Raw genomic sequence first — 25467 nt, 5'->3', positions numbered from 1 at the left:
CATCCCTCACATGATCGCCACCGCAGTGATCATTTTGATCGTCGTCTCCATCGTGAACCGCCGTTTCGACAACGCGTCGAAAGGCAAAAGGGCTATCGTGACCCTGGTCGTGCTGTTCATCGCGCTGATGATCCTGAATCTTGCCTGGCCCTACGGGGCTGCGGGTTGAGCGTGGTCGAAGCTGCGCCTTGAGGCTCCCGCCGGTCTCAATGCCGATCGGCGACTGAACCCGCCACCCTGAAAAGGAGGCTTCCTTGACGCATCGAATTCTTCCCGCAACAACGCTCCTTGCCGGCTTGTGCACGGCACTGCCGGCAGACGCGCAAGGCGTCGTTGAGGAGGCTCTCGGTGGGCCGGTCATCATCTGCACAGGCGCGGTCACGTGGACCGAAGGCGAGGCTGCCTCCGAGCTTCAGGTCGAGCCGCTTCGGCTCGCTGTGCGGGAGTCCCGGGATGCGGCCGAGATTGCCCTCTTCCTGAGTGCAGAGGATTTCGTCGCGGAGGACGTCTGGACTTGCAAGGACGGGATTTGCATGTCGAGCGCCGCGGCTGGACCGAATGCAACGCTGAATGTCATGCAACTCGAGCCATTCCTCGAGCTTCCGGATGGTGAAGCGATTTATCGCATGGAGGCCGTCTTCATGGTCGTCAGTGCCAACGAAAGCCCGATGACAACCGAAGGCGCTCATGGGCAAGGGGCCTTCTTCTGCGAAAAGCCACTCCCTTCCGGACTGGTGGCAGCCGAAAGATAGGGAGCTCCCCCTGTTCACTGGACTGGATCTGGCGAAATTCCGGCTTCGCGGTGCACCTGCTGGTCGGGTTGGCTGATACGCTTCCCCGCCAACAGGCCAGCGCCGGGGGCTTGCCGCCGAGGGCCGAGTGAGGGCGCTCGTGGTTGGAGAGGGTCACCCATTTCCGGATGGGCGCTTTCGTTTTCGATCCTGTCGCCCGAGCGTGCGCGAGGGGCCTGCGTACAGAAACGCATCATCGTCTGGTGTGCTCCGAACCGGCTCGCCGGCGCCGCGGCATTGCCGGGACTTGCGCCGCGCCACTGGTGCGGCGGACCTTCGCACCCTCGCCCTCAAGGGCGTCCAGCGCGATCCGCGCCTTGGAGTCAGGCGCCTGCCGCTTGCGTTTTGTCCCGGCAGATCTCCATCTCGCCGGAGATCAACAGACTGCAACTCCTAGCCAGCCCGGTGTCCGGATTTCGGCTGCCAGTCCCCCTCGCCTCTCCGTTCAACACGGTCGGACCGGTCGAAACCTTCGGCGATGGCCTCAGACCACGCTTCAGGTCTCGACCCGTCCGGTCGGGTTGCCGGTCAGGGCGTGTACCAGATCGGCGAGGTATAGGCGCGTTCCTGGCCGATGGTCTCGGCGCCTACGGGGATCTCGATGCCGAAACGCTGGGCGTCGTAGACCACCCAGCGCGGCGTCGGGATCTCGAGGACGCGCACGTAGTAGAAGGCCTTCTGCGCCGGGTCGAACTCCGGATCGGTCCAGATCGTCGCAAGCTCGGATGCGCCGATGGTGTTGTACCAGGTGGCCGCAGCGATATCGACGGTGTTGCCGACATCGGGAAGCGTGCCGTCCGCGCCGATCTCGCGCCCGCCCGACCAGGCGACGTCGAAGACCTTTTCCCGGGTCTCTCCGGCTGCGTCCATCCAGCCCTTGATGATCTGGATGCGGTCGAGGTTCGCGCCAACCGGATCGCGCAGCGCGTAGACCATGAAGACCGGCGCCTCCGCCCCCTCAGGCGCATCGCGCAGGTCGCCACCCATCGGCACGCCCTTCTCGTAGCCGACAAAGGCCGGCTGGCGCGAGCGCAGGTCGTCCTCGGTGAAATCCCAGCCACCGAAGAAGCGCACCATCATGCGCGGCCCGGTGGTGGCATAGGCTTCCTTGCGCTCCATGGCGTCGAAGATCGACGCGCGCGTGTTTTCCTCGGCCCAGACCGCGGCCAGGCCCGACGCGGTGAGCTGGTAGCCCTCGAAGGTGCCCATTTCGGACTTTGCGAAGGGATGCTCCATGCGTGTGGGCGAGGGTTCGGCGGAGGCGGCCTTGCCGAAGAAGTTCTCCTCCTCGATGGCCGGCAGCGAGGTGTGGGAGTCGGTCGATCCGACCATGCCGAACTTGTAGGGGTTCGTTCCGAGCCGATCCTCGAGCTGCAGCCCGATCTTCAGCGCCTCGCGGGCATACTCGCCCTTCAGCATGTCGTCCGTCTTTGCCGCGCTGAGATCGAGATTGCCGACATCCCAGGTCTCGTAATCGGCAAACCTGTCGTCCGGGCTGAGCAGCGGGTGGGCCTCGCCGTCGCCCTTGATCTGGGTGGCCTCGTAGAGCGGCTCCCACTTGGCGCGCTTCTCGACGTAATCCGCGTCGATGGCCTTGCCGGTGAACTGCTGATCGACGGGAAACATGATGCCGTTCGACAGGTTGCCGTTGTGCGCGATCGCCAGAACGGAGCCCCCGGTCTTGGCCTCGTAATCCTCGAGGTACTGGTAGAGGTCGAGGGGATCCGTGCTTCCATAGGGGGGCTGGGTGACCATCGGCACCACCTGCGATGCCTTGTCCTTGCCCTCGCGGAAGATCACGTTGCGATGCAGGTTGTTGCCGCTGTCGAGAGAGGTCCATTCGTAGCCGATGAAGGCGGTGAAGTAGCCCGGGTTGTTGAACCGCTCCGCGGCGTCGATGACATCGCCCCAGACGCTGTTGTAGACCTTGGAGCCGGGCGCGTAATCCTCCAGGAACTGCTCTGGAAGCTCGGCTTGCGCGAAGGTCGTGATCAGGTCGAGCGCCGCGTCCGCGGCGGCCTGTCCGCCGGCCTGCAGGCCGTCATACCAGGCCTTGCCTTGCGGCACGCTGAGGATGTTGGGCGCACCGGCGGCGATGTCGATGGAGAAGCCCATCATGTCGGAATGGTCGGCGATCACCACCCAGTCGAGCGGTCGGCCCATCTTCACCGGCAGCCCGGTGGCCGATGTCACCTCTTCGCCCCGGGTGAAACGGTAGGCCGCATCGAGGCCGAGCGTGTTGCCGAACAGCCCGGCATCGACGGACAACGCCGTGTGGAGGTGAGTATCGCCCCAGAAGACCTGGCTCGGGAAGGAGCGCTGGGCGTAGGGCGAATAGGTCTTGCCGTGGTAGAGCCCCTCAATAGACTCCTCGGACGGTATGAATTGCGCCGCTGCGGCGACCGGAAAGGTGGTCAGCAGAAGCGTCGTCAGAAGCGATGCGGATTTCATGTCTCTCCCTTTCAATTGGTTCTTCCATTTGGCAGCGCCGCGGGTGCGCTGCGCCGACCCGGCGAGGTGGCGTGGTGGTTTTCGCACTGAGTGCAGCGGGCGCGTCTCGCGGCCGGCCCGTGATGCGCGGCCCGTAGCCCCGTGGCGTCAGGCTCCGCCGCGCCGTGGCTTGCAGATGTCGTGCTCTTCGAAGCCTTGCGGCTTGGCGGGCGCTGACCTCCGGCGCCCCTGCCTGCGGGCGTCTCGATGGCCCGATCTTCGGCGCAGACCTCCCCCCTGCGCCGCGCTGGCCGATGGGCCGATCGGATTGAGATCCGGCAACCTCTTTCCCATTGTGAAGCGGCCCCGGACGCTGGTGGTCCGGGGCCGCGGTGAAGATCAGAACTGGAAGGTTACGCCGAGGATCGGCCCGGATTGCCTGGCGTCATAGACAACGCCGTCGTCGTCGTAATCGACATCCAGGACACGCCAGCCGACGCCAAGCGCAACGCTCTCGTTGAAGGCGTAGTTCAGCCCCGCGGTCAGCGACCACTGGAACTCCGAGCCCACGCCGAAGCCGCCGATATCCGCGGCCCCGAAGGCCTCCCAGCGATCATTGATGGCGTAGCGTCCGGCCACCCCGATGATCGGGTCGGTCCAGCTGGCGTCGGTATCCTTCTTGATCTTTCCGCTCGTCGTGGTGACGCGGTACTCGTTGTCGAGGTTCCAGTATCGAAAGCCCCCGTAGAGATCGACATGATGCCTGGGCGATTGCGAAATGGTCCCGCCGGCGGCCATTGCCAGTGTCGAGGTGCGGCTCTTGATGCCGACCTTCTCGACCTCGGGGCCTCCGATCTTCAGCGTCGAGTCGGTCTGCACCACCGAGCCTTCGAAATAGATGACCAACGGCCCGTTCCGTACGCTGCCGAACAGGAAGAACCCGTAATCGAGATCGTCCCAGATGTCGCCGAAGGAGAGATCGACCGATTGCGATGGAAACCCCGGTATGGTCCCGAGATCGCCCTCGAGCCCGGACATCCAGGCGTAGGGCGTGACCTTGAATTCCCAGTCCTGAGCGGCCGCCGGCACGGCAGCGGTGAACACGCTGAGCGACGCCAGAAGTGGTGCGAGCATGGCAGTGCGTTGCAAGTGAAGTCCCTCCCTAACAAACCAGGCGCGCGCCGGAACCGGTCGCTGGGCGGAAGACAGCTCTCGCCGCGGTTGCGAACCAGATCACGGAGCGGCGCGATGCACTGCTCGAGCCATTGCCGCGTTCGTTTGTCGGAGGGCCAGTTGGGTCCTGGCTCTAAGACCGACATACGAAGCCGACCCGTTACGTGGATGTCTTCCGGCAGGTTGCGCGCGGCCTTTCAGTCAGGCCGGACAAACATACCAAGTGATGGAACAGAAAGGGGAACGGGCCCTCCCCATCGAAGGATGTATTCCAAGAATGATACTCGCATTCCATGATCTCAATCAAAGAACACTCGCATTTATCGTGGTCATGGCTCGAGAGGTGATGCGGATCGTATCGTCCTGGACATGCGCTATTGCCCTGGATCGATCCGTGTGCGGATCGCTCTCGCTTGCCTTTCCACGAGCGCACAGGCTGGATGGGCGGAGGCAGCGTCTGCAAGGGAACGCTGCCGCGCAGGTGGTTACGGGGGCTTTCGCATGAGAATTGGTCGGCTTGTCGCGTTGCAGCTCTCATTGGCAATGTTGCTCTGCGCCTGTACCTACGTGCCGTTCGACGCGCCCCGCGATGGCGCGGCAAAGCCCGTTGCGGCAAGCGTCACGGAGACCGAAGCCCGCGTGTTCCGCGCGAGCGAGCGGCGCGACGGGCAGACGGCATTTCATCCGCTGGTCTCGGGGAACGACGCTCTGGGCGCGCGGCTCTCGATGATCGCTGCCGCCGAAGAGCGGATCGACCTGCAGACCTTCCTGATCAAGCCGGACCGCGCAGCGGCGCTGATCTCGCTTGCCTTGATCAGGGCGGCAGACCGGGGCGTGCAGGTGAGAATTCTCGTCGATGATGTCTTCACCACGGCGAGTGACAGGCAACTGGCCTACCTCGCCGCGCATCCCGGGATCTCCCTGCGCCTGTTCAACCCCCTCTCGAGGCAGAGCCCCGCGGCAGTGAACTACCTTCTCGATTTCCAGCGGGTGAACCGCAGGATGCACAACAAGGCGATGATCGTCGACCACAGCACCGCCGTGATCGGCGGGCGCAACATCGCGGATGAGTATTACCAGGTCGATACGAGCACCGAGTTTGCCGATTTCGATCTGTTCATGGCGGGACCGGCGGTCGCCGGGCTGTCGCAGGCTTTCGAGACGTTCTGGAACGACCGCTGGTCCGTCCCGATCGAGGCGTTCACGCCAGACAAGGCCGATCCCGGGCAGGTCCGCGCAACGCTCGAGGCGCGCGCGGATGCGGGCGCGCGCGGCATCTACCGCCGCGCGATGGGCTCGACCTACCTGAAGGATCTGCGCAGCGGGCGGCATCCGGCGACCTGGGCGCGGGCCCGGGTGGTGTCGGACGCACCGTCGAAGTTGCGCCTCGCGCCCGGCCCTGGCGAACGCCGCGTCGCGGATGCGCTGGTGCAGCGGCTGCGACGCGCGCAGAGCCAGGTGACGATCATCAGCCCCTATTTCGTCCCCCGGAACTGGGGCGCGGCGCTGTTCACCGATCTCGCCGAGCGCGGCGTGCGGGTCAGGATCGTGACCAATTCGCTGGCCGCCAACAACCATGCCTATGTGCATGGCGGCTACATGCGCCACCGGGCCGTTCTGCTGGCCGCTGGGGTCGAGCTCTACGAAGTGCGGGCCGATGCGCTCTCGCGGATCGGCGAGGTCGCTGCCGAGAGCGGGACGCAACTGACGATGCACACCAAGCTCATCATCATCGATGAGGACACCAGCTTCGTCGGGTCGTTGAATTTCGATCCGCGCTCGATCGACCTGAACACCGAGATGGGGGTCTTCATCGAGGGCCGGCAGGCCGCCACGGGCTTCCTGCGCGCCATTGAGCAGGACCTTCCGAAATACACCTTCCGCCTCGCGCTCGACGAACAAGACAGGATACGCTGGACCTGGTCCCATGGCGGCGCGACGGAGGTGTTCTCGGCCGATCCCGGCGCCTCCTTCCTGCGCAAGGCAACGGCCGGCCTCGCGGGTCTCCTGCCGATCGAGGGACAGCTCTGAGCTCTTTCGACGATCCGAGAGACCAAGGCGCGGCGGCCCCACCTCCACGGCCCACAGCGCCCTTTCGAGCCTTCCACCGCCCCGCCCGCAGCGCCCGGCACGACCGGCCCTGCCTCTGAGAGACGGTCAGCTCTGGCGATACATGTAGGTCGTGGGGTCGCGGCGCGGGGTGCCTTCGGGGGCCAGCGCGAAGCCCGGGATCTCGCCGGCGACGGCGAAGCCGCAGCTGGCGTAGAGCGCTTGCGACGGGTCGCCGCTGCGGGTGTCGAGGGTGACGAGGTCGCGGCGCTCGGCGGCAGCGCCGGCGAGCAGTGCCTGCATCAGGGCGCGTGCGATGCCGCGGCGGCGAGAGGCGGGCGCGACCAGCATCTTGGAGACCTCGGCACGGTGCGCCTGGTTCGGCATCAACTCGAGCACGAGCTGCACCGTACCGACCAGCTCGCCGTCAACGAAAGCGCCCCAGAGCAGGCGGCCGCCGCCGGCCAGCGAAGGCAGGACCCCCGCCTCCCAGAAGCGCGAGGCCTCTTGCACCGTGAAGGGCATGACGAAGCCGACGCTGGCACCATCCGCGACGCAGGCCCGCAGGAGCTCCGCGAGCGCCGGGAGGTAGTGCGCCGCCTCCTCGGGCGACAGCAGACGGATCGTGGCGGGCGCGTCGAGCGGGTCGGTCATGGGGTCACCAGGAACAGCATGTAATGGGCGCCCTCGCGGGGTGGGGTCTGGAAGCGGGAGGCGCCGGAGAGGCGGTAGCGCAGCGCATCGCCGGGGGCGAGATCGTGGCGCCTGTCATCGAGCGTCACCGCGAGCCGGCCGGAGAGCAGCACCAGGTGGTGCTCGAGATCGGCCACCGGTGGGCGGTGGTAGGAGATGTCGGTATCGGGCGCGAGCGTGCAGTCGAGCACCTCGCCCGCCAGCGCCGCGCTGCCCGGAGACACCACCCGCCGGGAAAAGCCCCGATCCTGCCAGACCGGCTGCTCTGCCCGGCGCAGGCAGGGCGGGAAGCCCTCCTCGACCATCGCCAGCAGCCGCGACATGGTAAGCCCGTAGGCAGCACAGAGCTTGCCGAGCTGCTCCGCCGTCGGGCTGACCTCGGCCTTTTCCATGCGCGACAGCGCCGCACGGCTGAGCCCGCTTTGCGCCGCCAACGCCTCCAGCGTCAGGCCGCGCTCGGCGCGCAGCGCGGCGAGGCGCTGCGACAGACGGGTGGTGAGGCTCTGATCCATGATCGATTCCGGGAATAATTCTCTATTACGGGATTTGTTCCGAAAACTCGCCTGCGGCGCAAGCGATTTCTTGCCCCGCGCCAGCCGCGCCCCAGTTCCTTCCTCAGATCGATCCATGAGCCGGAACACCCTGCCCGGCTGCGCGGATTTTTTCGCGCCGTCGGGGAAGCGGGCTTTGACACTCGCGCGCGCACTGGGTAGGCTGGCTGAAAGTTTAACACTAAACTAGTTGGGGAGGAATCGCATGGCCGCCCGGAAATCTGCTGCCAAGCCGAACGTCTCGCCCGAGGAGCTCAAGCAATACTACCGTGACATGCTGCTCATCCGCCGCTTCGAAGAGAAGGCGGGTCAGCTCTACGGTATGGGTCTCATCGGCGGGTTCTGTCACCTTTACATCGGCCAGGAAGCCGTTGTCGTCGGCCTCGAGGCCGCGGCGGAAGAGGGCGACAAGCGCGTCACCTCCTACCGCGACCACGGCCACATGCTGGCCTGCGGCATGGACCCCAACGGCGTCATGGCCGAGCTCACCGGCCGCGAGGGCGGCTACTCGAAGGGCAAGGGCGGCTCGATGCACATGTTCAGCCGCGAGAAGCACTTCTACGGCGGTCACGGCATCGTCGGCGCGCAGGTGCCGCTGGGCGCCGGCCTCGCCTTCGCCGACAACTACCTCGAGAACGGCCGCGTGACCTTCACCTATTTCGGTGACGGCGCCGCCAACCAGGGCCAGGTCTACGAGACCTTCAACATGGCCTCGATCTGGAAGCTGCCGGTGGTTTTCGTCATCGAGAACAACCAGTACGCCATGGGCACCGCGCAGAAGCGCTCGACCTCGGGCGAAGACATCTACACCCGGGGCGCGCCCTTCGGCATCCCCGGCGAGCTGGTCGACGGCATGGACGTGCTGGCGGTCAAGGCGGCGGGCGAGAAGGCGGTCGAGCACTGCCGCGCCGGCAAGGGCCCCTACATCCTCGAGATCAAGACCTACCGCTACCGCGGCCACTCGATGTCGGACCCGGCCAAGTACCGGACCCGCGAGGAAGTCCAGAAGATGCGCGAAGAGCGCGACCCGATCCAGAACGTCCGCGACCTGCTGCTCCAAGGCAAGCACGCCACCGAGGACGATCTCAAGGCGATTGACAAGGAAATCAAGGACATCGTGAACGCCTCCGCCGAGTTCGCCAAGGAGAGCCCCGAGCCGGCGCTCGAGGAACTCTGGACCGACATCTATTCCGACGACGTGCCCCAGGGCGACGCGATCGAGGCCTGAGGCAGGAGAGAACACGATATGGCAACGCAAATCCTGATGCCCGCCCTGTCCCCCACCATGGAAGAGGGCACGCTGGCGAAATGGCTGGTCAAGGAAGGCGACACCGTCGCCTCCGGTGACATCCTCGCCGAGATCGAGACCGACAAGGCGACGATGGAGTTCGAAGCGGTCGACGAAGGCATCGTCGGCAAGATCCTGATCGAGGAAGGCACCGAGGGCGTGAAGGTCAACACGCCGATCGCGGTGCTGGTCGAGGAAGGCGAAAGCGTCGACGACGCCGAGGCGCCCGCCGCCAAGGAAGAGGCCAGCGCGCCCGCCGAGGCCAAGGGCGATGCCGCCCCCGGCCCGCAGGAGCCCGCCTCCTCGGTGCCCGCCGCCGCCGCCTCGCCGGACTGGCCGGAAGGCACCGAGATGAAGACCCAGACCGTGCGCGAAGCGCTGCGGGATGCCATGGCCGAAGAGATGCGCTCGGATCCCAACGTCTTCGTCATGGGCGAGGAAGTGGCCGAGTACCAGGGCGCCTACAAGGTCACCCAGGGCCTGCTCGACGAGTTCGGCGGCAAGCGCGTCATCGACACGCCGATCACCGAGCACGGCTTTGCCGGCATCGGTGTGGGCGCGGCCTTCGGCGGCCTCAAGCCGATCGTCGAGTTCATGACCTTCAACTTCGCCATGCAGGCGATCGACCACATCATCAACTCGGCGGCCAAGACGCTCTACATGTCCGGCGGCCAGATGGGCGCACCGATGGTGTTCCGCGGCCCCAATGGCGCCGCCGCCCGCGTCGGCGCACAGCACTCGCAGGATTACGCCGCGTGGTACGCGATGATCCCGGGCCTCAAGGTGGCGATGCCCTACTCGGCGGCCGACGCCAAGGGCCTGCTCAAATCGGCGATCCGCGATCCCAACCCGGTGATCTTCCTCGAGAACGAGATCCTCTACGGCCGCTCCTTCGAGGTTCCGGTGCTGGATGATTTCACCGTGCCCTTCGGCAAGGCGAAGATCTGGCGCGAGGGCTCCGACGTGACCCTCGTCAGCTTCGGCATCGGCATGACCTACGCGCTTGAAGCGGCTGAAAAGCTGGCGGAAGAGGGCATCGAGGCCGAGGTGATCGACCTGCGCACCCTGCGCCCGATCGATTACGGCACGGTCATCGAGTCGGTGAAGAAGACCAACCGCTGCGTCACCATCGAGGAAGGCTTCCCGGTGGGCTCCATCGGCAACCATATCGGCGCCTATGTCATGCAGAACGCGTTCGATTATCTCGACGCGCCGGTGATCAACTGCGCCGGCAAGGACGTGCCGATGCCCTACGCGGCGAACCTCGAGAAGCACGCGCTGATCACCACCGCCGAGGTCATCGAGGCGGTCAAGCAGGTGACCTACCGGTGAGCCCGGTCGAGGTCACCGGGCGCGACGTCGCGCGCGAGGCCTACCGCGTCCGGGTGGACGCGGCGGGTGTCGCGCGGACGGCCTTCGTGCCCGAGTGCCTCATGGAAACGCTGCGCCCGGGCGAGCGCCCGAGCCACCAGCAAGCCTATGAATGGATCGCCGCCCATCGCGGCAAGATCGAGGCCGCGGTGATCGCGCGGGCCGCGGCGCGCCAGCCGCGCCCGCCCTTCGATCTCGTGACCCTCGCCGAGGAGAGCTGACAACATGCCCACCGAAATCCTGATGCCCGCCCTGTCGCCGACCATGGAGGAAGGCACGCTGGCCAAATGGCTGGTCAAGGAAGGCGACACCGTGAATTCCGGCGACATTCTCGCCGAGATCGAAACCGACAAGGCCACGATGGAGTTCGAGGCGGTCGATGAAGGCACCATCGGCAAGATCCTCATCGAGGCCGGCAGCGAGGGCGTGAAGGTCAACACGCCGATCGCCGTGCTGCTCGAAGAGGGCGAGAGCGCCGACGACATCTCCAGCGCGTCCTCCGCCCCTGCCCCGGCCGCCGAGGACAAGGCCCCGGCCAAGGACGAGGCCAAGGCCGCAGCCGCCACCCCGGCCGCTGCCAGCGCCGCCCCTGCCGCGCCGCAGGGCTCGGACGGCAAGCGCATCTTCGCCACCCCGCTGGCGCGCCGTATCGCCGCCGACAAGGGGCTGGATCTGGCGCAGATCAAGGGCTCCGGTCCGCATGGCCGCATCGTCAAGGCCGATGTCGAGAACGCCACCGCGAAGCCGGCCGAGAAGGTTGCGCCCGCAGCCACCGAGGCGCCCGCCGCGAAACCGGCAGCCGCCGGCATGCCCGCCGGCCCCGGTGCCGAGCAGGTCATCAAGATGTACGAGGGCCGCGACTTCGAGGAGGTCAAGCTCGACGGCATGCGCAAGACGGTCGCCGCGCGTCTCACCGAGGCCAAGCAGACCATCCCGCATTTCTACCTGCGCCGCGACATCAAGCTCGACGCGCTGCTCAAGTTCCGCTCGCAGCTCAACAAGCAGCTCGAAGGCCGTGGCGTGAAGCTCTCGGTCAACGATTTCATCATCAAGGCCTGCGCTCTGGCGCTGCAATCGGTGCCCGACGCCAACGCGGTCTGGGCCGGCGACCGGATGCTCAAGCTCAAGCCCTCCGACGTGGCGGTGGCCGTGGCGGTCGATGGCGGCCTGTTCACCCCGGTGCTCAAGGATGCCGAGATGAAATCGCTCTCGGCGCTGTCCTCCGAGATGAAGGACCTCGCCAAGCGCGCCCGCGACCGGAAGCTCGCGCCGCATGAATATGTCGGCGGCAGCTTCGCGATCTCCAACCTCGGCATGTTCGGCATCGACAATTTCGACGCCGTCATCAACCCGCCGCATGGCGCCATCCTGGCGGTCGGCTCCGGCGTCAAGAAGCCCGTCGTCGGCGACGACGGCGAGCTGACGGTCGCCACCGTGATGTCGGTGACGCTGTCGGTCGATCACCGGGTCATCGACGGCGCGCTCGGCGCCGAGCTGCTCAAGGCCATCGTCGAGAACCTCGAGAACCCCATGGTGATGCTCGCCTGATCTGTCGTCAGGACCGCATCATTGAGACGCCCGCCGCCCACCGGCGGGCGTTTCCTTTTTCCCGGATGTATGTTTCCGGCGCATGGCCCCCTTGCAGAGAACCCGGCTTGTGCGGCCCCCCTCGGACTCGTTAGCGTAAGACATGCTGCAATGCGGCAGGCGTCTCCACGCCTGCCGTCCAAGACCCCCGACACACACCCCGACACTCCGGAGCTCATCCATGGTCTATACCGACCGCCAGGCCCGCCTGACGATCCTGTCACTCGCCCTTGGCGCCTTCGCCATCGGGGTGACCGAGTTCGCCGCAATGGGCCTCCTGCCCTATTACGCGCTTGATCTCGGCGTCACCGAGCCCGAGGCCGGCTTCGCGGTGAGCGGCTATGCCATCGGCGTGGTGGTCGGCGCACCTGTGCTGGCCGTGCTGGGCAGCATGCTGCCGCGCAAGCTGCTGCTGGTACTTCTGATGGCAGTTTTCATGCTGACCAACGTGCTGACCGCGCTCGCCACCGGGCTCGACACGCTGGTGATCGCGCGCGTCCTCTCCGGCCTGCCGCACGGCGCATTCCTCGGCATCGGCATGCTCTTTGCTGCCGAGATGATGCCGCCGGGCCGCAAGGCCGCGGGGGTAGCGCAGGTGCTGATGGGACTGACCATCGCCAATGTCATCGGCGTGCCCGCCGCCGGCGCCATCGGGCAGTATTTCGGCTGGCGCTGGTGCTTCGTTCTGGTCGCGGTGATCGCCGCCGGCTCGGCGCTGATGATCGCCCGCGTCGCGCCCCAGCCGCAGGACGGCCCCGCGGCGAGCCCGCTGCGCGAGCTCTCGGCGCTGGCCAACCGTGCCGTCTGGCTGACGCTGGCGGTGGGCGCCGTGGGCTTCGGCGCGGTCTTCGCGGTCTATTCCTACTTCTCCGCCGCGCTGATCTCGGCCACCGACGCCCCCGCCTGGGCGATCCCGCTGGCGCTGTCCTGCTTCGGCATCGGCGCCACCGCCGGCAATTACTACGCCGGACGCCTCGCGGCGTGGTCGCATTTTGGCGGCACCCTGCTGCTGCTGATCGGCATGGTGGTCTGCTCGCTGATCTACGCCGCGGTGATGGGCCAGTGGATCGCGATGATCCTCGTGGTGATGGCGCTCGGCCTGACCGCCGGCCTGGTGATCCCGCTGCAGATGCGCCTGATGGACGTGGCCGGCGAAGGCCAGACCCTCGCCGCCGCGCTCAACCACGCCGCCTTCAACGCCGCCAACGCGCTCGGCCCGTGGCTCGCGGGCATGGCACTGGCGGCGGGCCACGGCTTCAGCGCCACCGGCATCGTCGGCGCGGGGCTCGGGGCGGCCGGTGTCGCGGTGCTGGGGCTCGCCTGGCTCGACGCCCGCCCGCGCCGCGGCGCGGTGGTGCCGGCGGAGTAAGCCTCCGCTCCCAGACATGAAAAGGGCCGGGTTCCTCGCTGGGAACCCGGCCCTTCCTGTTTCGGCTCGGTCTGTTTCGGCTCGGTCTGTTTCGGCTCGGTCTGTTTCGGCTCGGGGCCCGTGCCAGCTCCGCCCTTGTCGGCTCGGCCCGTGTCCCGAGCGGCCCCGGCTCAGCCGCTGCAATTGCAGCCGGTGAGCTTCTGATCCATGTTGCGCGACGGCTGATCGCAGCCGGCGTCTCCGACGATCTTCGCCGGCACCCCGGCCACGGTCTTGCAGGGCGGCACCTCTTCCAGCACCACCGAGCCCGCGGCAATCCGCGAGCCGTTGCCGATGTGAATATTGCCCAGCACTTTCGCGCCCGCGCCGATCAGCACACCGTCGCCGATCTTCGGGTGACGGTCCTCGTCTTCCTTGCCGGTGCCGCCCAGCGTCACCGAGTGCAGGATCGAGACATCGTTGCCGACCTTCGCGGTCTCGCCGATGACGATGGAGTGCGCGTGGTCGATCATGATGCCCTGGCCGATCTCGGCCGCCGGGTGAATGTCGACCCCGAAGAGCTCGGAGGCGCGCATCTGGAAGAAGAATGCCAGATCCTTGCGCCCCTGCCCCCACAGCCAATGCGACACGCGCTGGCTCTGCACCGCCTGGAAGCCCTTGAAATAGAGCAGCGGCTGCAGGAAGCGGTGGCAGGCCGGGTCGCGATCGTGCGTGGCACGGATATCGGCCCGCGCGGCGCGCGCCAGCCACGGGTCGGAGGCATAGGCCTCGTCGCAGATCTCGCGCAGGATCTGCTCCGACATCTCGCCGTTGGCGAGCTTCATCGAGATCCGGAAGGCGAGCGCGCCCTCGATGGTGGCGTGGTGCAGCACCGAGACATGCACCATGCCGCCAAGCAGCGGCTCGTCCGCGACGGCCTGTTCGGCTTCGCGGGTGATGCGGGCCCAGACCGGGTCCAGCTCGGCAATCCTTGCACGGGTTTCGGCCATCGTAACCTCCGTTTGATCCGGCTGTTATAGCAGATAGGCCGAGGCGGCTGAAACGCAAAACCGTGATGGTTTGAATTTCGCCTGCTGATGATTTCGCGAAGCCGGGTCCCTCATCGATGCCGCAGCCGCACCGCCTCGAGCACGAGGATAAGGCAATCGGCATATTCGGGATCGTCGAGCCTGCGCTCCGGCGCGACGGGGCGCGACAGCGCCGCGGCCATCAGCGTGCCATTGCCCCACTCGGCATGGGCGCGCCCGAAATGGCGGCGGTAGCGGTCGGCGGCATCGGCCTGCGCCACGATCTCGCGCGCCAGCCGCCAGCGCGCGCCGCGCCGCACCGCCAGCAAGGCGCAGGCGGCGCAGATGACGTCGCCATGCAGCACCGGCCTCATGCGGAGAGCGGCAACCTTGCGAACGGCCCCGGCCCGTAGCGCGCCGAGACCTGCGCCACCTCGATGGCGAAGAGCCCGGTGAGCCCGTCTTCCGCCGGATCGTAGCTCCACGCGGGCGCACTGACCTGCGCGCTGCGCAGCACCGCCCCGCCCTGCGTCACGCGGACCACGTAGAGTTCCTGCTCCTCGCCCAGCGGCACCTCGGCGAGCTCCCAGTCATCGCCGTCGATGCGGGTGCGCCGAATCCAGCTCAACGCCAGCGTGCCGCCCTGATCCTCGGCCCGCAGATGCACCGGGCTGAAGGGCCGCAGACCGTTTCCGTCAAAGGCATGGGTCTCGTGGACGTAGCTCAGATCGTCATAGCCGCGCCGCGCCGGGCCGATGCGGTAATGCCGCTGCTGCCGCCTCAGCGCCGCGGCCAGCGCGATCTGCTGCGGCACCCCGTCGAGCCGGACAACCCACGAGCCCGCCGGCCAGACCTCGGACATCAGCGCATCGGTGCCGAGCTGGCCGCGCAGCCGGTGGCTCAGGAGCCACGTGCCCTCGCCCGCCATCTGGGCGTCACGGAACTGGAACAGCTCCCAGCCGCCGGGGCTGCCATCGCCGATCGCCATGAGATTGCCGCCGCCAAGCAGCCCCTCGTCGTCGATCGAGGCCAGCTCTCCCGAGAGCATCCGCACCTGCAGCGCCGCGCCCCGGTCGATCCGCCCCGAGGGCGCGCGCGCCAGTGCCGTCTCGGTCACGCCCACGGCGGAGCGCGCTGCGATGATCTCGTTCAGCGCATAATCGGCATCCGAGGCGGAATCGTAGACCGCCACCGAGCCGGGCCAGGGCTCCGCGGTGAGTGCCAGATGCGGCGCATGGGGGATCTCGTCGCCGGTGATCAGCGGCAGGTCGAGAAACAGCGGCAGCACCTGCACCGCCGGCACGAAGCCGCGCAGGATCGCGGCATCGTCAGGGAAGTCGGACGGCAGGTGGACTTCGGGCTCGAAGCGCACTGCCTCGACCATCTGCTGCGCCCCGATCTCGACCCGATCGACCCGTGCGACCACCTCTCCCGCCTCCCCCGGCAGCGAGACGATGTCGCCCGCGCTGACCTCGAGCCGCGACGGCGGCAGCGAGAACCGCAGCGTGTCGCGCGCAACCCGCGCCTCGGCGAGCCAGCGCTCCAGCGTCAGCCGCGCCTCGCGCCGGGTCAGTTCCATCGGCAGCTCGGTCTCGGCCACCGCGTGGGTGCGGTCGTCGGGCAGCACCGTCTCCTCGGCGACCGCGACGTGGTCGCCATCGGCCTCGAGAAAGCGCAGCCGCACCCGTCCCGCCATCTCGGCCTCGGCGGCGCGGATCTGCACCAGATCGCCGTCGAGCTCGCCCGACACGGCCAGCTCCGACAGCGCCAGCGGCTGCACCGGGCGGTCGCGGCGCAGGATGAAGGTGAGCGCCCCGTCGCGCTCCATCGCGTCGAAGCCATGCGCCAGCATCAGCGGCTGCAGTGCACGCCGCGAATCGGCCACCGCGCCGACCACGTAGCCGCGCACCCAGCCATGCAGCGCGCTCACGTCATAGTCCCGCAGCCCCGCCCGCTCGCAGATCTCGGCCACCACCGAGGCCAGCGTGCGCGACGACACTCGGCCATTGATCCAGTGCCCGCGCCGGTAGTTGTCGCCATCCGCCCAGAGCTCCGAGAGCCCCGGAAACCACGGGTAGGGCCGCGCATCCCAGGCCCAGACATAGGCGCGCTCCATGTCGAGCATCGGCGCGCCATATTCCTCCGAGACCGGGTTGTTGGCCGGATCGCTCCAGTAGCCATGCATCGCACGCAGGTACTGGCGCTGGATCAGCTCGTCGCGCAGACCATTGGAATAATGCGGAAGATCGCTCTCGGAGCTCTTCGGATCGAGGAACTTGTTGGGCTGGTTGGTGCCCTTGTCGACCGCGGGGCAGCCAAGCTCGGTGAAGCGGATCGGTTTCGATCCCGGCACCCAGCCGGTGGGATTGGACTGACGCACGCCGCCGATGCGCTCGTGATGGGCATTCTGCCACCAGCCGCGAAGGTCCTTGTAGCGGAACACCCACGGCTCGGAATGCGCACCATCGGTGATCGGCTCCCGGCGCTGCGCGTCGCGGGCCTGCTGCGAGGGGTAATACCAGTCATAGCCTTCGCCGCCTGCCACGTTGGCCATCAGGTAGCCCGGGTCATAGACCGCGCCCCAGTGGGCATCGGCGTGCTCGCTGCCATCGCGCCAATCGGAGAGCGGCATGTAATTGTCGATGCCGATGAAATCGATCTTGTCATCCGACCACAGCGGATCGAGATGGAAATAAACATCGCCCGAGCCGTCCTGCGGGTGATAGCCGAAATATTCTGACCAGTCGGCGGCGTAGCTGAGCTTGACCTCCGGCCCGAGGATCGCCCGGCACTCGGCGGCCAGCGCGCGCAGCGCCGCCACCGCCGGGAAGCCGCCCGCGCCGCGGATCCATGTCAGGCTGCGCATCTCCGAGCCGATGCAGAACGCCTCGACGCCCCCAGCCGCCGCGCAGAGCGCCGCGTGGTGCAGGATGAAGCGGCGATAGCTCCATTCCTCGGGCCCGGCATAGCTCACCGCGCCATCTGAGACGGTGAAATCCGAGGCATGCGCGGTGCCGAAGAATGCCGCCACCTGCGCCTCCGCCGCCGCCGTGCCATCGGGCGAGTCGGGCCGCCCCGGCGCGACATCGAGCGTGATGCGCCCGCGCCATGGCAGTTCGGGCTGGTCCTCGGCGTCGCTCCACGGGTCCGGCAGGCCGTTGCCCGCCATCTGGTCCATCAGGATGAACGGGTAGACCATGACGTCGAGCCCCTGCGTGTCCATGCGTCGGATCGCCTGGATCACCGAGGCATCGCAGGGCGTGCCGCCATAGACCGGGCGGCCCTCGTGCTCGGGCACCGCCTCCGCCATGCCCCGCGTGACGCCGCAGACCTGCCACGGCATGTTTTTCGACTCAAATTGCTTTTGCTCGACCTTCGGGCGGATCTCGCAGGAGCCGCAGCGCAGGTCGCCCCCGAACCAGCTCACCACCAGCGAGACCGCGCCGCAGCCCGGCACCTCCTCTGTCAGATGGTCGAGCGAGACGTTGAAATCCGGCGCCTCGGCGGGGCTGTTGACGTTCGGCAGCCCCGAGCCGTTCTCGCTGTAGCCCATATGCACCGGCTCGGTCGCCAGCGCGTATTCCCCGGTGCCCGGGATCATCGCCACGGCGCGGATGATGTGCGGCACGTCCTCGGGATCGTCCTGCACCGGGCGGGTGACCTCGAAGCTCAACTGCGGCACCCGGTTGCCGTAATTCTCCAGCGCCATGTCCTCGATCACCACGTAGGCGGTGCCGCGATAGGCCGGCACCTGCCCCACGCCCTCCACCGCCTCGATCTTGGGATCGGGCAGCTGGTCCATGCTGCCGGTATAGACCCGCATGTTGAGATCACCGACGGGGATCTCCGCGCCATCCGCCCACACCCGGTTGACGCTGGTGATCTCGCCCTCGCACAGCGCCAGCGCCAGGCTCAGGGAGTAGCTGTAGCTCTTCACGGTCTGGCTCGAAGAGCCGCCCTTGCCGCCGCCGACCTTCTCCTTGTCGACCCGCTCGCGAAACTCGGTGGCCCAGATCACCTGCCCGCCCAGCCGCATCCGGCCATAGGCCTGCGGGATCGCCGCGCCCTCGCCGGCGCCGCTGAGGAAGAAGCGGTCTATGCGCCCGGTCTCGACGCTTTCCGAGCCCTGCCCCAGCAGACGCTGGTCGAGCGCGCGGCCGAGGCTGGCGCCGATGAACCGGCCCACCGCGGTCATCGACAGGCCGAGGATCGAGCCCCCGATGGCGCTGCCGACGGCGGCGCCCACGGCGGAAAAGACGATTGTCGCCATCAGCTTGCTCCTTCCGGGAACGCGAAACGCGCCGCCAGCCGACGGCGCCAGGGCCGGCTCAGCCGGCTTTCGACGACGCCGTGGCCGCTATAGGCATGAACGAAGCTTGCCGCCTCGCCAAGACCGGCCTGGAGGCCGAGATGTTTGGCCACCGAGCCGTCACGCATGCGAAACAGCAGGACATCGCCCTCCGCCTCCTGCTCGAGCGGCTTGCGCGCCATGTGGCGCAGCGCGGCGGCCAGCAGCGCCTCCTCGCCCTGCGGCTCCGACCAGTCGCGGCTATAGGCCGGGACCGCCTCCGGCTCCGCCCCGACGACCTCGCGCCAGACCCCGCGCACCAGGCCAAGGCAATCGCAGCCCGCCCCCTTGAGCGAGGCCTGGTGGCGATAGGGCGTGCCGATCCAACCCCGCGCCGCGCTCACGATCCGCGCGCTCATCGCCGGCTCCCCCCCGCCTTGGCCTTCGCCCGGGTCGGGTGCACCAGCATCCAGTCTTCCTCGGGGATGTCGGGAAAGCCCTGAAAGTTCAGCACATTGTTGAATTTCAGCCGGCAGGTCTCGAAGCGCTTGTCGCAGCCCGCCTCGAGCCGCACCTGATCACCCGCCACCAGCGCCGCGCCCAGCGGCTGCCAAAGCTCGATGCGCCGGCCCTCAGCGCCGGAACGGTCGCGCTTGATCGCCCCCGTCAGCCCCTCCGCGGCGCCGCTCAGCACCACCAGCCGACCGCGCTGGAACCAGCCCTTCTCAAAGCCGCTCAACGCACCGAAGAGCAGCTCGCGATTGGCCTCAACCTGCACGGCCGTGCCCTCGTGAAAATACCCCGGCTCGTCCAGATCGACGCGGCAGGCCGCATCGCCCAGAACCGCCGTACAAGGCCCCTGAAAGACCCGCCCCAAGGGCCGGTTCAGTGCCTCGGTCAGTCCGCGCAGCTCGGCATGGAAGGCCCCACCCGCCCGGCGGATCTCGCCGATCGAGCCGCGGAACAGCATCCGGCGCTGACTCACGTCCCGCCAGTTGACCAGCCAAGCCGCGACCTCGGCCCCGTCAAAGCGCCCGGCCTCGATATCCGCCTCCGACAACGCATCGTCGCGCAGCCCGCCCATGGCCTCGGAATTGTCGACCGAGAGCCCGGTGGCCTGCTGCAACGCCTTGGCGCTGAGCCCGGTATCGGCGCGAAAACTCAGCCCGTCGAACGAGAGATCGCAATCGTGATCGGTGAAACCGAGGCGCAGGCCGTCGGCCCGCGTCACCGCCCAGCAGCGCGCCACGGTGCCCAGGCCCCCGGCGAGATGCGCATGAAGCTCCGCCGCCCCCATCAGACCCGCACCTCGACCACCGGCACGTCGGGTGCCTGCCCGGCCTGGAAACTCGCGACGCTCACGTTGATGCGCTCGGTATCGAACCGCACCGGCACGTCGAACTCGTAGCCGGCGGTGATCTCGACACCCGCCAGCGGCGGATCGGTGAAGGTGATCATCCCCGTGGTCAGATCGAGCGAGAAATGCACCCCCTCGCGCATCTCCACATCCTGCACCGCGGCGATCACCGTGCCCGCCACCGGCTTGCTGATCGGGCGGGCATAGCTGGCGCTGCCCGAGCGGTAGACCTTGACCAACTGGAAGCTGCGCGTCGCCCCGTCGCCCCGCGCAATGACCTGGTCGCCGGGGCTCACCGTCCCCGAGGGTTTGCAGGAGCGGTAATCGGCCCAGTCCTTCCAGCGAAACCCGTAAAGCTGACCGTGCCGCGCCTCGAAGAAGGCCAGAAGCTGCGCGATATCGTCGAGCCCGCGCAGGCCGAGCCCCGCATCATAGCGCCGACGCGAATGCGCCCAGGGGCTGTTGCGCTCCTCGAAGCCGCTGCTCAGCTCGATGACATCGGTGCGCCGCTCCGGCCCGCCCAGCGCGCCAAAGCTCAGGTCGGCGGGAAATCTCACCTCGTGGAAACTCATGCTCTTCTCCTCAGCGGTTGCGCAGGCCCTGCCCCAGCGCGCGGCTCATCTGCGCCGCGATCTGCGACTGGCTGCGGCGAAAGCCCTGCACGTCGGGCGTGGTGATGTTCATCACCACCATCGGCGGCTGCTGCGCGGCGCTGGCGCGCACGCCGAGCTTCCCGTCGGGCCCGCGCGAGAGCGGCATGATCGCCTCCGGCCCCGCCTCGCCCATGAGCCCGGTGCCCCCGCGTATCGGGAAGGCCACCGGCCCGCTCACCACGCCGCCCGAGGCAAAGGGCATCACCTTGCCTTGCGCGAACGCCCCTCCCTGGGCGAAAGGCGAGAGCCCGCCGAAGATCCCCGCCATGCTGCCGGCGATCAGCCCGCCAAGGTGATCCGTCACCGGCCGCACCGCGGCTCGGTAGGCGGCATCCACCATCGAGCGCGCCACCACGCCCAGCGCATCCGAGAGCTTCATGCCGTCGAGGATCACCCCGTCGATGGCGCGCCCCAGCCCCGAGCTCAGCGAGCGTTCGAGCCGCGTCACGCTGCCCCCGGTCGCGGAAAAGGTCTGGTGGATGCGCTTGAGCTCTGCATCGAACCCCGCCGCCATGGCGCTGGCCGAGCCGAGGCTCGCCTCGAGCGTCGCGATCTCGCCGTCGAGATCGTCCATACTGCCGAAATCACTCATTCCTGATCCCCTTTCACCTCGTCCGGAAAGGCCGCCAGCAGCTCTTCGAGCCGCGCCCGTCCCATCGGTCTGGCGGCGCTGTCACCGCCCAGCATCAGCCGCAGCTCCGCCGGGGTCAGCGCCCAGAACTCCGCCGGCCGCAGACCCAGCCCGCGCAACCCCGCGCGCATCAGCGCCGGCCAGTCGAAGCGCTCCATCAGCCCTCGCCGGGCAACATGAAGGCCCGCGCCAGCAGCTCCGCCGCCGCCCGCGCCGCAACCATCGGCCCACCCTCGATCTCGGCCCGGAGCAGATCCCTGGCCTCGCCCTCCCAGCCGCCACCGCGCAACCCGGCGACGATCAGCGCCAGCACGTCGCGGGTGCTGCAGCGCCCCTCCTCGAAGCGCTGCGCGAGCGCCACCAGCGTGTCATCGCCCAACGCCGCCTCGAGCTCGGCCAACGCGCCCAGCGTCAGCCGCATCACCCGGCGCTCGCCGTCGAGCGTCACCGCCACCTCGCCGCGCCACGGGTTGACCATCAGGCCACCGGCACCGGCACGAAGCTCAGCGCCCCCGCCGAGGCCAGCGAGACCTCGTAGGTCGCCTCGCCGTTATGGCTGCCGGCATACTCGATCGCGGTGACCTGGAAGGCCCCCTCGACGGTGCCGAAATCCGGGATCACCACTTGAAACTCCGGCGTGTCGCCGTCGAAGAAGATCTGCCTCGCGCGCTCGTCGGTGGCCTGATCCTTGAACACGCCCGAGCCCGAGATATTGGCCGATTTCACCCCGGCCCCCGCCAGCAGCTCGCGCCAGCCGCCCTGGCTTTCCAGCGTCGTCACGTCGACGCTCTCGGCGTTGAAGCTCACCCGCGTGGCGCGCAGCCCCGCCATGGTCTCGAACTGGCCGTCGCCGGTCAGGTCCACCTTGACCAAAAGGTCCTTGCCGTTCTGGGCACCCATCTGTCTTGCTCCTTGCTGATCGGCGGAAGCCTCCGCCACGTGTCACTGGCCGGGTCCTCCGGCGCCTCAATCATCCTCGACGCGGGCCCGGAAGATCATGTCGATGCGCCTGAGCGCGCCGCTCTCGCGCTGCGCTCTCGCCCGCCGGAAGCGCAGGCTCACCAGCCGCCCGCGAGTCAGCGCCAGCGGCGCATCATCGAGCGCATCGCAGGCCGCCGCCGCCACCTCCTTGGCCGACTGGAACCCGGCCGCGTCGGTGATCACCGCAACCGTCAGGTCGTGCCAGGCGCCGTGGCCATCCACATCGGAGGCATCGCGGACCGTCTCGGCGCCGAGCGTCATGTAGAGGCCGGGCAACGTTCCTGCCGGCGGCGCGTCGTAGATATGCGCCCCCACCAGCGCCGCGAGCGCCGCGTCTCCGGCCAGCCTCTGATAGACCGCGCCCTGCAGGACCGCCGCCATCGCATAGCTCATGCCGAAACCTCCTCGCGCGCTTCGCAGGTGAGGTAGAGCCCGCCGGGCTCGGCCTCTGTCACCGCCACGATGCGGAAAAGCCGCGTCTGCTGGCGAAAGCGCTGGCCCGGCAACGGCCGGTTCGAGGCGCCCTGCGGCGCGCCGCGCACGGTGATGCGGAAGGCCCGCACCGACAGCGCCCCGGCCTCGCCGGTCGCCTCGCGCCCGACCTTGGGGCGGATCTCGGCCCAGAGCGTGCCCATCGCGGCCCAGCTCTCGACCTGTCCTCCGGCGCCATCAGGGCTGACCACCGGCGCCTCGAGCACCAGCCTGCGGTTGAGAAGTGGAATGGTCATGCGCCGAACCCCATCCGCAGCGGGCGGTAACGCGCGATCAGCGAGGTGACGCCAAACGGCATGCAGCCCTGCCCGAGCCCGGTCGCCTCGCGGTATTCGTAGTAATGCGCCGCCAGCAGCAGCACCGCCTGCGCCAGATCCGCCGGCAGATCCTCGAAGGCCACGCCGTACCCGGCGGTAAAGCGGATCTCCGCCGCGGCACCTTCCGAAAGCGTCGGCAGCACCGAGCCCTGCGCGCAGAGCCGCGGCGCCTGTCCGTCCTGCTCGAGCCGGTAGGCACTTTCCTCAACGGCCTCGGCAGCCCCGAAGCGGTCCACGATATCGACCCGCGTCACCGCCGTGACCGGCGCGATCGGAAAGCGCTCTGCCTCCGGGTCGCGCCAGCGGTGTAGGGTCCAGACAAAGCCCCGCGTGATCAGCGCCTTGCCGGTGCGCGCCTCGATCGCCGCCAGTGCCGCGCGCAGGAACGAGCCCAGCACCGCATCCTGCAGGTCGTCCTCGGCAAAGCCGGTGCCGAGCCGCAGGTGCCGCTTCAGCGCGGCGACCGGCAGCGCCGCCTCGGGCAGCTGGGATTCTTCGATCAACATCATCGTTCTTCTCCGCAAACCTCTCCCGACCGCCCGCCCGAGCGGGCGCGCACCGCGTGCATTGCTCGGACGGAGGGAGCAGCTGACAACACACGCTTCCCGGCACGCGCCCCACGCGGGCGACCCGAAGGCCGCCCCCCGTGTCCCGTTTCCGGATCAGGCCGTGGCGCAGCGCAGCAGCTTGATCGCCGCGAAATCGCTGACATCGCCGCCGACCCGCTTGGTGGCGTAGAACAGCACATGCGGCTTGGCGCTGAACGGATCGCGCAGCACCCGCAGATCGGGGCGCTCGGCGATGGTATAACCGGCCGAGAAATCCCCGAAGGCGATGGCATCGGTGCCGCTGCCGATGTCGGGCATGTCCTCGGCGATCAGCACCGGGTAGCCCAGAAGCCGCGCCGGCTCCGCCGCCGCCAGCCCGTCCGACCACAGGTGCCGGCCATCCATGTCCTTGAGCTTGCGCAGCGCGCCGGCGGTCTTCGAGTTCATCACAAAGCTCGCGCGCGCGCGGTACTCGGCCCCCAGCGCGTAGACCAGGTCGATGATCGCGTCGCCATCGCCGATGCCGCCATCCTCGCCGCTCGGCACGTAGCCGAGATTGCCCCAGGTCCAGACCGCGTTGTCGACGGCGGCATGATTGAGGAAGCCGCGCGGCTTGTCGGCCCCGTCGCCCAGCACGAAGGCCGCCGCCTCGGCGCGGGCGAACTTGTCGGCGATGCGCCCCGCGAGCCACATCTCGAGGTCGAAGGCGCTGTCATCGAGCAGCCGCTGGCTCGCCTTCGGCATCGCCGAAAGCTCGTGCAGCTTGATCGCGATGCGGTCGATGGTGGGGGTGCCTGTCTCGCTCGAGGCGGTGGTCTCGTCGGCCCAGCCGGCGCCGGTCTCGCCCTGGTCGATCAGCACGTCGTAGGAGGTCGCCTCCACCGTCACCACCGAGGCAATCGCGCGGATCGAGGCGGTGCTGTCGAGCACCGATTTCACCGTCTCCGAGGTCGACGGATCGACGAGGTAGCCGCCATCGCCCGCGACCCCCGTGGACAGCGCCTTGCCCTCGAGCACGAGCCCGCGCAGCCCGTCATCGTCACCGGTGCGGATATAGGCATCGAAAGCCTCGCGATGCGGGGCACCGATCTCTGCCGTGGTGGCCAGGGCCGGGCGTCCGCGCGGCGTTGGGTGTTTCGCGTCAAGCATGGTCAATCGCTCTTCCTGTTGTTGCATCTTCAGCTCAAGGTCGCCCCGCAAGGCCCTGATATCGCCCACAAGCCCCGCGATGGCGGCGCCGACGCGGGTGGCCGGATGGCCGTCCCCGGCCCGGGAGACGTTCTCGGTGTTGGTCATGGTCTCGATCCCGTTCCTGATCGGCGCGCTCAGCCGCGCGCCAGGTCTTGGCGCGCGCGCTCCAGCGTCTGCGCCAGCTCGTTCATCGCGGCCTCGTCGGGGCTCGTGCCCTTGGCCGCGACCCGTGCGCTGGGCAGCATCGGGAAGGTCACCAGCGAGACCTCCCAGAGCTCCAGCTCGGTCAGGAGCCTGCGCCCCGTGCCGTCCTTCGTGGCGCGCAGGGTGCGGTAGCCGATCGACAGCCCGTCGATCGCCCCCGCTGCGATCAGCGCCGCCGCCTCGCGGCCGCGCTCGACCGTGTCGAGCAGCCGCCCCTTCACATGCAGCCCGCGCCCGTCCTCGCGCACCTCGTCCCAGGTGCCGATGGGCTGGGCCGGATCGTGCTGCCACAGCATCTTCACCGCGCGCCCCTCCGCCGCCATCCGCTTGAGCGAGGCGCCGTAGGCCCCCGCCGCCACCACGTCGCCGCCCTGGTCGCAGGCCCCGAAAAGCGAGGCATAGCCCTCGATCAGTGTGCCTTCGGTGAGCGTCACCCCGGTGTCGAAGCGACAGAACTTGTGCTCCAGATCCATTCCCGTTCCTTTCCCTATTGCCC

Annotated in this window: 27 protein-coding genes; 8 read left to right on the top strand and 19 right to left on the bottom strand. The window is 68.3% G+C overall.

Annotation, left to right across the window (positions count from 1 at the left end):
* Positions 1-10: 10 nt before the first annotated feature.
* Together KUV62_RS11125 and KUV62_RS11120 are read left to right on the top strand one after the other, a co-directional pair.
* Positions 11-169 carry a hypothetical protein gene (locus tag KUV62_RS11125; RefSeq protein ID WP_222603761.1) on the top strand — a complete coding sequence of 53 codons (159 nt, stop codon included), beginning with the start codon at positions 11-13 and terminating at the stop codon, positions 167-169.
* Positions 170-254: 85 nt separating this feature from the next.
* Positions 255-752 (top strand): hypothetical protein, encoded by a 498-nt coding sequence (locus KUV62_RS11120; protein ID WP_222603760.1) that lies wholly within the window; start codon positions 255-257, stop codon positions 750-752.
* Positions 753-1319: 567 nt separating this feature from the next.
* On the opposite strand, the gene KUV62_RS11115 is transcribed toward KUV62_RS11120, so the two are convergent.
* Positions 1320-3242, bottom strand: a complete 1923-nt coding sequence (locus tag KUV62_RS11115) for a DUF3604 domain-containing protein (RefSeq protein ID WP_222603759.1) — start codon at positions 3240-3242, stop codon at positions 1320-1322.
* A 378-nt stretch (positions 3243-3620) separates the two neighbouring features.
* Entirely contained in the window at positions 3621-4370 is a 750-nt protein-coding gene (locus tag KUV62_RS11110; protein WP_222603758.1) for an outer membrane protein, read from the bottom strand.
* 420 nt (positions 4371-4790) lie between these two features.
* Between KUV62_RS11110 and KUV62_RS11105 the strand changes: the two genes are divergently transcribed.
* Complete coding sequence (locus KUV62_RS11105; RefSeq protein ID WP_222603757.1) at positions 4791-6425, top strand: phospholipase D family protein; 1635 nt, start codon at positions 4791-4793, stop codon at positions 6423-6425.
* Between the two features lie 126 nt (positions 6426-6551).
* On the opposite strand, the gene KUV62_RS11100 is transcribed toward KUV62_RS11105, so the two are convergent.
* Together KUV62_RS11100 and KUV62_RS11095 are read right to left on the bottom strand one after the other, a co-directional pair.
* Positions 6552-7097 (bottom strand): GNAT family N-acetyltransferase, encoded by a 546-nt coding sequence (locus KUV62_RS11100; protein ID WP_222603756.1) that lies wholly within the window; start codon positions 7095-7097, stop codon positions 6552-6554.
* Positions 7094-7648 (bottom strand): helix-turn-helix domain-containing protein, encoded by a 555-nt coding sequence (locus KUV62_RS11095; protein WP_222603755.1) that lies wholly within the window; start codon positions 7646-7648, stop codon positions 7094-7096. Before KUV62_RS11095 ends, KUV62_RS11100 begins: the two co-directional genes overlap by 4 nt.
* Positions 7649-7892: 244 nt before the next feature.
* On the opposite strand from KUV62_RS11095, the gene pdhA reads away from it, so the two are divergent.
* The 5 genes from pdhA (at position 7893) to KUV62_RS11070 (ending at position 13302) form a co-directional block, all read left to right on the top strand.
* A complete protein-coding gene (gene pdhA, locus KUV62_RS11090) occupies positions 7893-8915 on the top strand; it encodes a pyruvate dehydrogenase (acetyl-transferring) E1 component subunit alpha (protein WP_222603754.1) in 1023 nt (340 codons plus the stop codon).
* An 18-nt stretch (positions 8916-8933) separates the two neighbouring features.
* A complete protein-coding gene (locus KUV62_RS11085) occupies positions 8934-10307 on the top strand; it encodes a pyruvate dehydrogenase complex E1 component subunit beta (RefSeq protein ID WP_222603753.1) in 1374 nt (457 codons plus the stop codon).
* Positions 10304-10567 carry a hypothetical protein gene (locus KUV62_RS11080; protein ID WP_222603752.1) on the top strand — a complete coding sequence of 88 codons (264 nt, stop codon included), beginning with the start codon at positions 10304-10306 and terminating at the stop codon, positions 10565-10567. The genes KUV62_RS11085 and KUV62_RS11080 overlap by 4 nt, the downstream gene beginning before the upstream one ends.
* 4 nt (positions 10568-10571) lie before the next feature.
* Positions 10572-11894, top strand: a complete 1323-nt coding sequence (locus KUV62_RS11075) for a pyruvate dehydrogenase complex dihydrolipoamide acetyltransferase (RefSeq protein WP_222603751.1) — start codon at positions 10572-10574, stop codon at positions 11892-11894.
* Positions 11895-12114: 220 nt separating this feature from the next.
* The gene (locus tag KUV62_RS11070) at positions 12115-13302 is read left to right on the top strand and encodes an MFS transporter (protein WP_222603750.1); all 1188 of its coding nucleotides are present in this window, start codon (positions 12115-12117) and stop codon (positions 13300-13302) included.
* Positions 13303-13472: 170 nt separating this feature from the next.
* Here KUV62_RS11070 and cysE read toward each other — a convergent pair whose 3' ends face one another.
* The 15 genes from cysE to KUV62_RS10995 all read right to left on the bottom strand — a co-directional run bounded on the left by cysE (position 13473) and on the right by KUV62_RS10995 (position 25444).
* Positions 13473-14291: a serine O-acetyltransferase gene (gene cysE / locus KUV62_RS11065; protein WP_222603749.1), complete on the bottom strand. Its 819-nt coding sequence runs from the start codon at positions 14289-14291 to the stop codon at positions 13473-13475.
* 110 nt (positions 14292-14401) lie between these two features.
* Entirely contained in the window at positions 14402-14683 is a 282-nt protein-coding gene (locus KUV62_RS11060) for a hypothetical protein (protein WP_222603748.1), read from the bottom strand.
* Positions 14680-18579 (bottom strand): glycoside hydrolase/phage tail family protein, encoded by a 3900-nt coding sequence (locus KUV62_RS11055; RefSeq protein ID WP_222603747.1) that lies wholly within the window; start codon positions 18577-18579, stop codon positions 14680-14682. The genes KUV62_RS11060 and KUV62_RS11055 overlap by 4 nt, the downstream gene beginning before the upstream one ends.
* Positions 18579-19016, bottom strand: coding sequence for an NlpC/P60 family protein (locus KUV62_RS11050; RefSeq protein WP_222603746.1), 438 nt, complete (start codon positions 19014-19016; stop codon positions 18579-18581). Before KUV62_RS11050 ends, KUV62_RS11055 begins: the two co-directional genes overlap by 1 nt.
* A complete protein-coding gene (locus KUV62_RS11045; RefSeq protein WP_222603745.1) occupies positions 19013-19894 on the bottom strand; it encodes a DUF2163 domain-containing protein in 882 nt (293 codons plus the stop codon). Before KUV62_RS11045 ends, KUV62_RS11050 begins: the two co-directional genes overlap by 4 nt.
* Positions 19894-20526: a DUF2460 domain-containing protein gene (locus KUV62_RS11040; protein ID WP_222603744.1), complete on the bottom strand. Its 633-nt coding sequence runs from the start codon at positions 20524-20526 to the stop codon at positions 19894-19896. Before KUV62_RS11040 ends, KUV62_RS11045 begins: the two co-directional genes overlap by 1 nt.
* A 10-nt stretch (positions 20527-20536) precedes the next feature.
* Positions 20537-21199 (bottom strand): phage tail tape measure protein, encoded by a 663-nt coding sequence (locus KUV62_RS11035; RefSeq protein ID WP_222603743.1) that lies wholly within the window; start codon positions 21197-21199, stop codon positions 20537-20539.
* The gene (locus KUV62_RS11030) at positions 21196-21396 is read right to left on the bottom strand and encodes a rcc01693 family protein (RefSeq protein WP_222603742.1); all 201 of its coding nucleotides are present in this window, start codon (positions 21394-21396) and stop codon (positions 21196-21198) included. Before KUV62_RS11030 ends, KUV62_RS11035 begins: the two co-directional genes overlap by 4 nt.
* Positions 21396-21716: a gene transfer agent family protein gene (locus KUV62_RS11025; RefSeq protein WP_222603741.1), complete on the bottom strand. Its 321-nt coding sequence runs from the start codon at positions 21714-21716 to the stop codon at positions 21396-21398. Before KUV62_RS11025 ends, KUV62_RS11030 begins: the two co-directional genes overlap by 1 nt.
* Positions 21716-22138, bottom strand: coding sequence for a phage major tail protein, TP901-1 family (locus tag KUV62_RS11020; RefSeq protein WP_222603740.1), 423 nt, complete (start codon positions 22136-22138; stop codon positions 21716-21718). Before KUV62_RS11020 ends, KUV62_RS11025 begins: the two co-directional genes overlap by 1 nt.
* 66 nt (positions 22139-22204) lie before the next feature.
* The gene (locus tag KUV62_RS11015; protein ID WP_222603739.1) at positions 22205-22612 is read right to left on the bottom strand and encodes a DUF3168 domain-containing protein; all 408 of its coding nucleotides are present in this window, start codon (positions 22610-22612) and stop codon (positions 22205-22207) included.
* Entirely contained in the window at positions 22609-22947 is a 339-nt protein-coding gene (locus tag KUV62_RS11010) for a head-tail adaptor protein (protein WP_222603738.1), read from the bottom strand. The genes KUV62_RS11015 and KUV62_RS11010 overlap by 4 nt, the downstream gene beginning before the upstream one ends.
* Positions 22944-23537 carry a head-tail connector protein gene (locus KUV62_RS11005; protein WP_222603737.1) on the bottom strand — a complete coding sequence of 198 codons (594 nt, stop codon included), beginning with the start codon at positions 23535-23537 and terminating at the stop codon, positions 22944-22946. The genes KUV62_RS11010 and KUV62_RS11005 overlap by 4 nt, the downstream gene beginning before the upstream one ends.
* A gap of 153 nt (positions 23538-23690) precedes the next feature.
* Complete coding sequence (locus KUV62_RS11000) at positions 23691-24872, bottom strand: phage major capsid protein (RefSeq protein WP_222603736.1); 1182 nt, start codon at positions 24870-24872, stop codon at positions 23691-23693.
* Positions 24873-24901: 29 nt separating this feature from the next.
* The gene (locus KUV62_RS10995) at positions 24902-25444 is read right to left on the bottom strand and encodes an HK97 family phage prohead protease (protein ID WP_222603735.1); all 543 of its coding nucleotides are present in this window, start codon (positions 25442-25444) and stop codon (positions 24902-24904) included.
* Positions 25445-25467: the final 23 nt, after the last annotated feature.

Source organism: Salipiger bermudensis, from assembly GCF_019801965.1.
GTDB classification, from domain to species: domain Bacteria; phylum Pseudomonadota; class Alphaproteobacteria; order Rhodobacterales; family Rhodobacteraceae; genus Salipiger; species Salipiger bermudensis_A.
Note: the sequence above shows the minus strand (reverse complement) of the source record. Positions and strands in the feature narration are given on the sequence as shown.

Bases quoted from the DNA above. Each gene is read 5' to 3' on its own strand.
- cysE (WP_222603749.1), bottom strand. From the start codon at position 14,291: ATGGCCGAAACCCGTGCAAGGATTGCCGAGCTGGACCCGGTCTGGGCC.
- KUV62_RS11040 (WP_222603744.1), bottom strand. From the start codon at position 20,526: ATGAGTTTCCACGAGGTGAGATTTCCCGCCGACCTGAGCTTTGGCGCG.
- KUV62_RS11070 (WP_222603750.1), top strand. From the start codon at position 12,115: ATGGTCTATACCGACCGCCAGGCCCGCCTGACGATCCTGTCACTCGCC.
- KUV62_RS11015 (WP_222603739.1), bottom strand. From the start codon at position 22,612: ATGAGCTATGCGATGGCGGCGGTCCTGCAGGGCGCGGTCTATCAGAGG.
- KUV62_RS11045 (WP_222603745.1), bottom strand. From the start codon at position 19,894: ATGGGGGCGGCGGAGCTTCATGCGCATCTCGCCGGGGGCCTGGGCACC.
- KUV62_RS10995 (WP_222603735.1), bottom strand. From the start codon at position 25,444: ATGGATCTGGAGCACAAGTTCTGTCGCTTCGACACCGGGGTGACGCTC.
- KUV62_RS11115 (WP_222603759.1), bottom strand. From the start codon at position 3,242: ATGAAATCCGCATCGCTTCTGACGACGCTTCTGCTGACCACCTTTCCG.
- KUV62_RS11020 (WP_222603740.1), bottom strand. From the start codon at position 22,138: ATGGGTGCCCAGAACGGCAAGGACCTTTTGGTCAAGGTGGACCTGACC.
- KUV62_RS11095 (WP_222603755.1), bottom strand. From the start codon at position 7,648: ATGGATCAGAGCCTCACCACCCGTCTGTCGCAGCGCCTCGCCGCGCTG.
- KUV62_RS11010 (WP_222603738.1), bottom strand. From the start codon at position 22,947: ATGACCATTCCACTTCTCAACCGCAGGCTGGTGCTCGAGGCGCCGGTG.
- KUV62_RS11025 (WP_222603741.1), bottom strand. From the start codon at position 21,716: ATGGTCAACCCGTGGCGCGGCGAGGTGGCGGTGACGCTCGACGGCGAG.
- KUV62_RS11075 (WP_222603751.1), top strand. From the start codon at position 10,572: ATGCCCACCGAAATCCTGATGCCCGCCCTGTCGCCGACCATGGAGGAA.
- KUV62_RS11030 (WP_222603742.1), bottom strand. From the start codon at position 21,396: ATGGAGCGCTTCGACTGGCCGGCGCTGATGCGCGCGGGGTTGCGCGGG.
- KUV62_RS11060 (WP_222603748.1), bottom strand. From the start codon at position 14,683: ATGAGGCCGGTGCTGCATGGCGACGTCATCTGCGCCGCCTGCGCCTTG.
- KUV62_RS11005 (WP_222603737.1), bottom strand. From the start codon at position 23,537: ATGATGTTGATCGAAGAATCCCAGCTGCCCGAGGCGGCGCTGCCGGTC.
- KUV62_RS11055 (WP_222603747.1), bottom strand. From the start codon at position 18,579: ATGGCGACAATCGTCTTTTCCGCCGTGGGCGCCGCCGTCGGCAGCGCC.
- KUV62_RS11125 (WP_222603761.1), top strand. From the start codon at position 11: ATGATCGCCACCGCAGTGATCATTTTGATCGTCGTCTCCATCGTGAAC.
- KUV62_RS11050 (WP_222603746.1), bottom strand. From the start codon at position 19,016: ATGAGCGCGCGGATCGTGAGCGCGGCGCGGGGTTGGATCGGCACGCCC.
- pdhA (WP_222603754.1), top strand. From the start codon at position 7,893: ATGGCCGCCCGGAAATCTGCTGCCAAGCCGAACGTCTCGCCCGAGGAG.
- KUV62_RS11100 (WP_222603756.1), bottom strand. From the start codon at position 7,097: ATGACCGACCCGCTCGACGCGCCCGCCACGATCCGTCTGCTGTCGCCC.
- KUV62_RS11085 (WP_222603753.1), top strand. From the start codon at position 8,934: ATGGCAACGCAAATCCTGATGCCCGCCCTGTCCCCCACCATGGAAGAG.
- KUV62_RS11035 (WP_222603743.1), bottom strand. From the start codon at position 21,199: ATGAGTGATTTCGGCAGTATGGACGATCTCGACGGCGAGATCGCGACG.
- KUV62_RS11000 (WP_222603736.1), bottom strand. From the start codon at position 24,872: ATGACCAACACCGAGAACGTCTCCCGGGCCGGGGACGGCCATCCGGCC.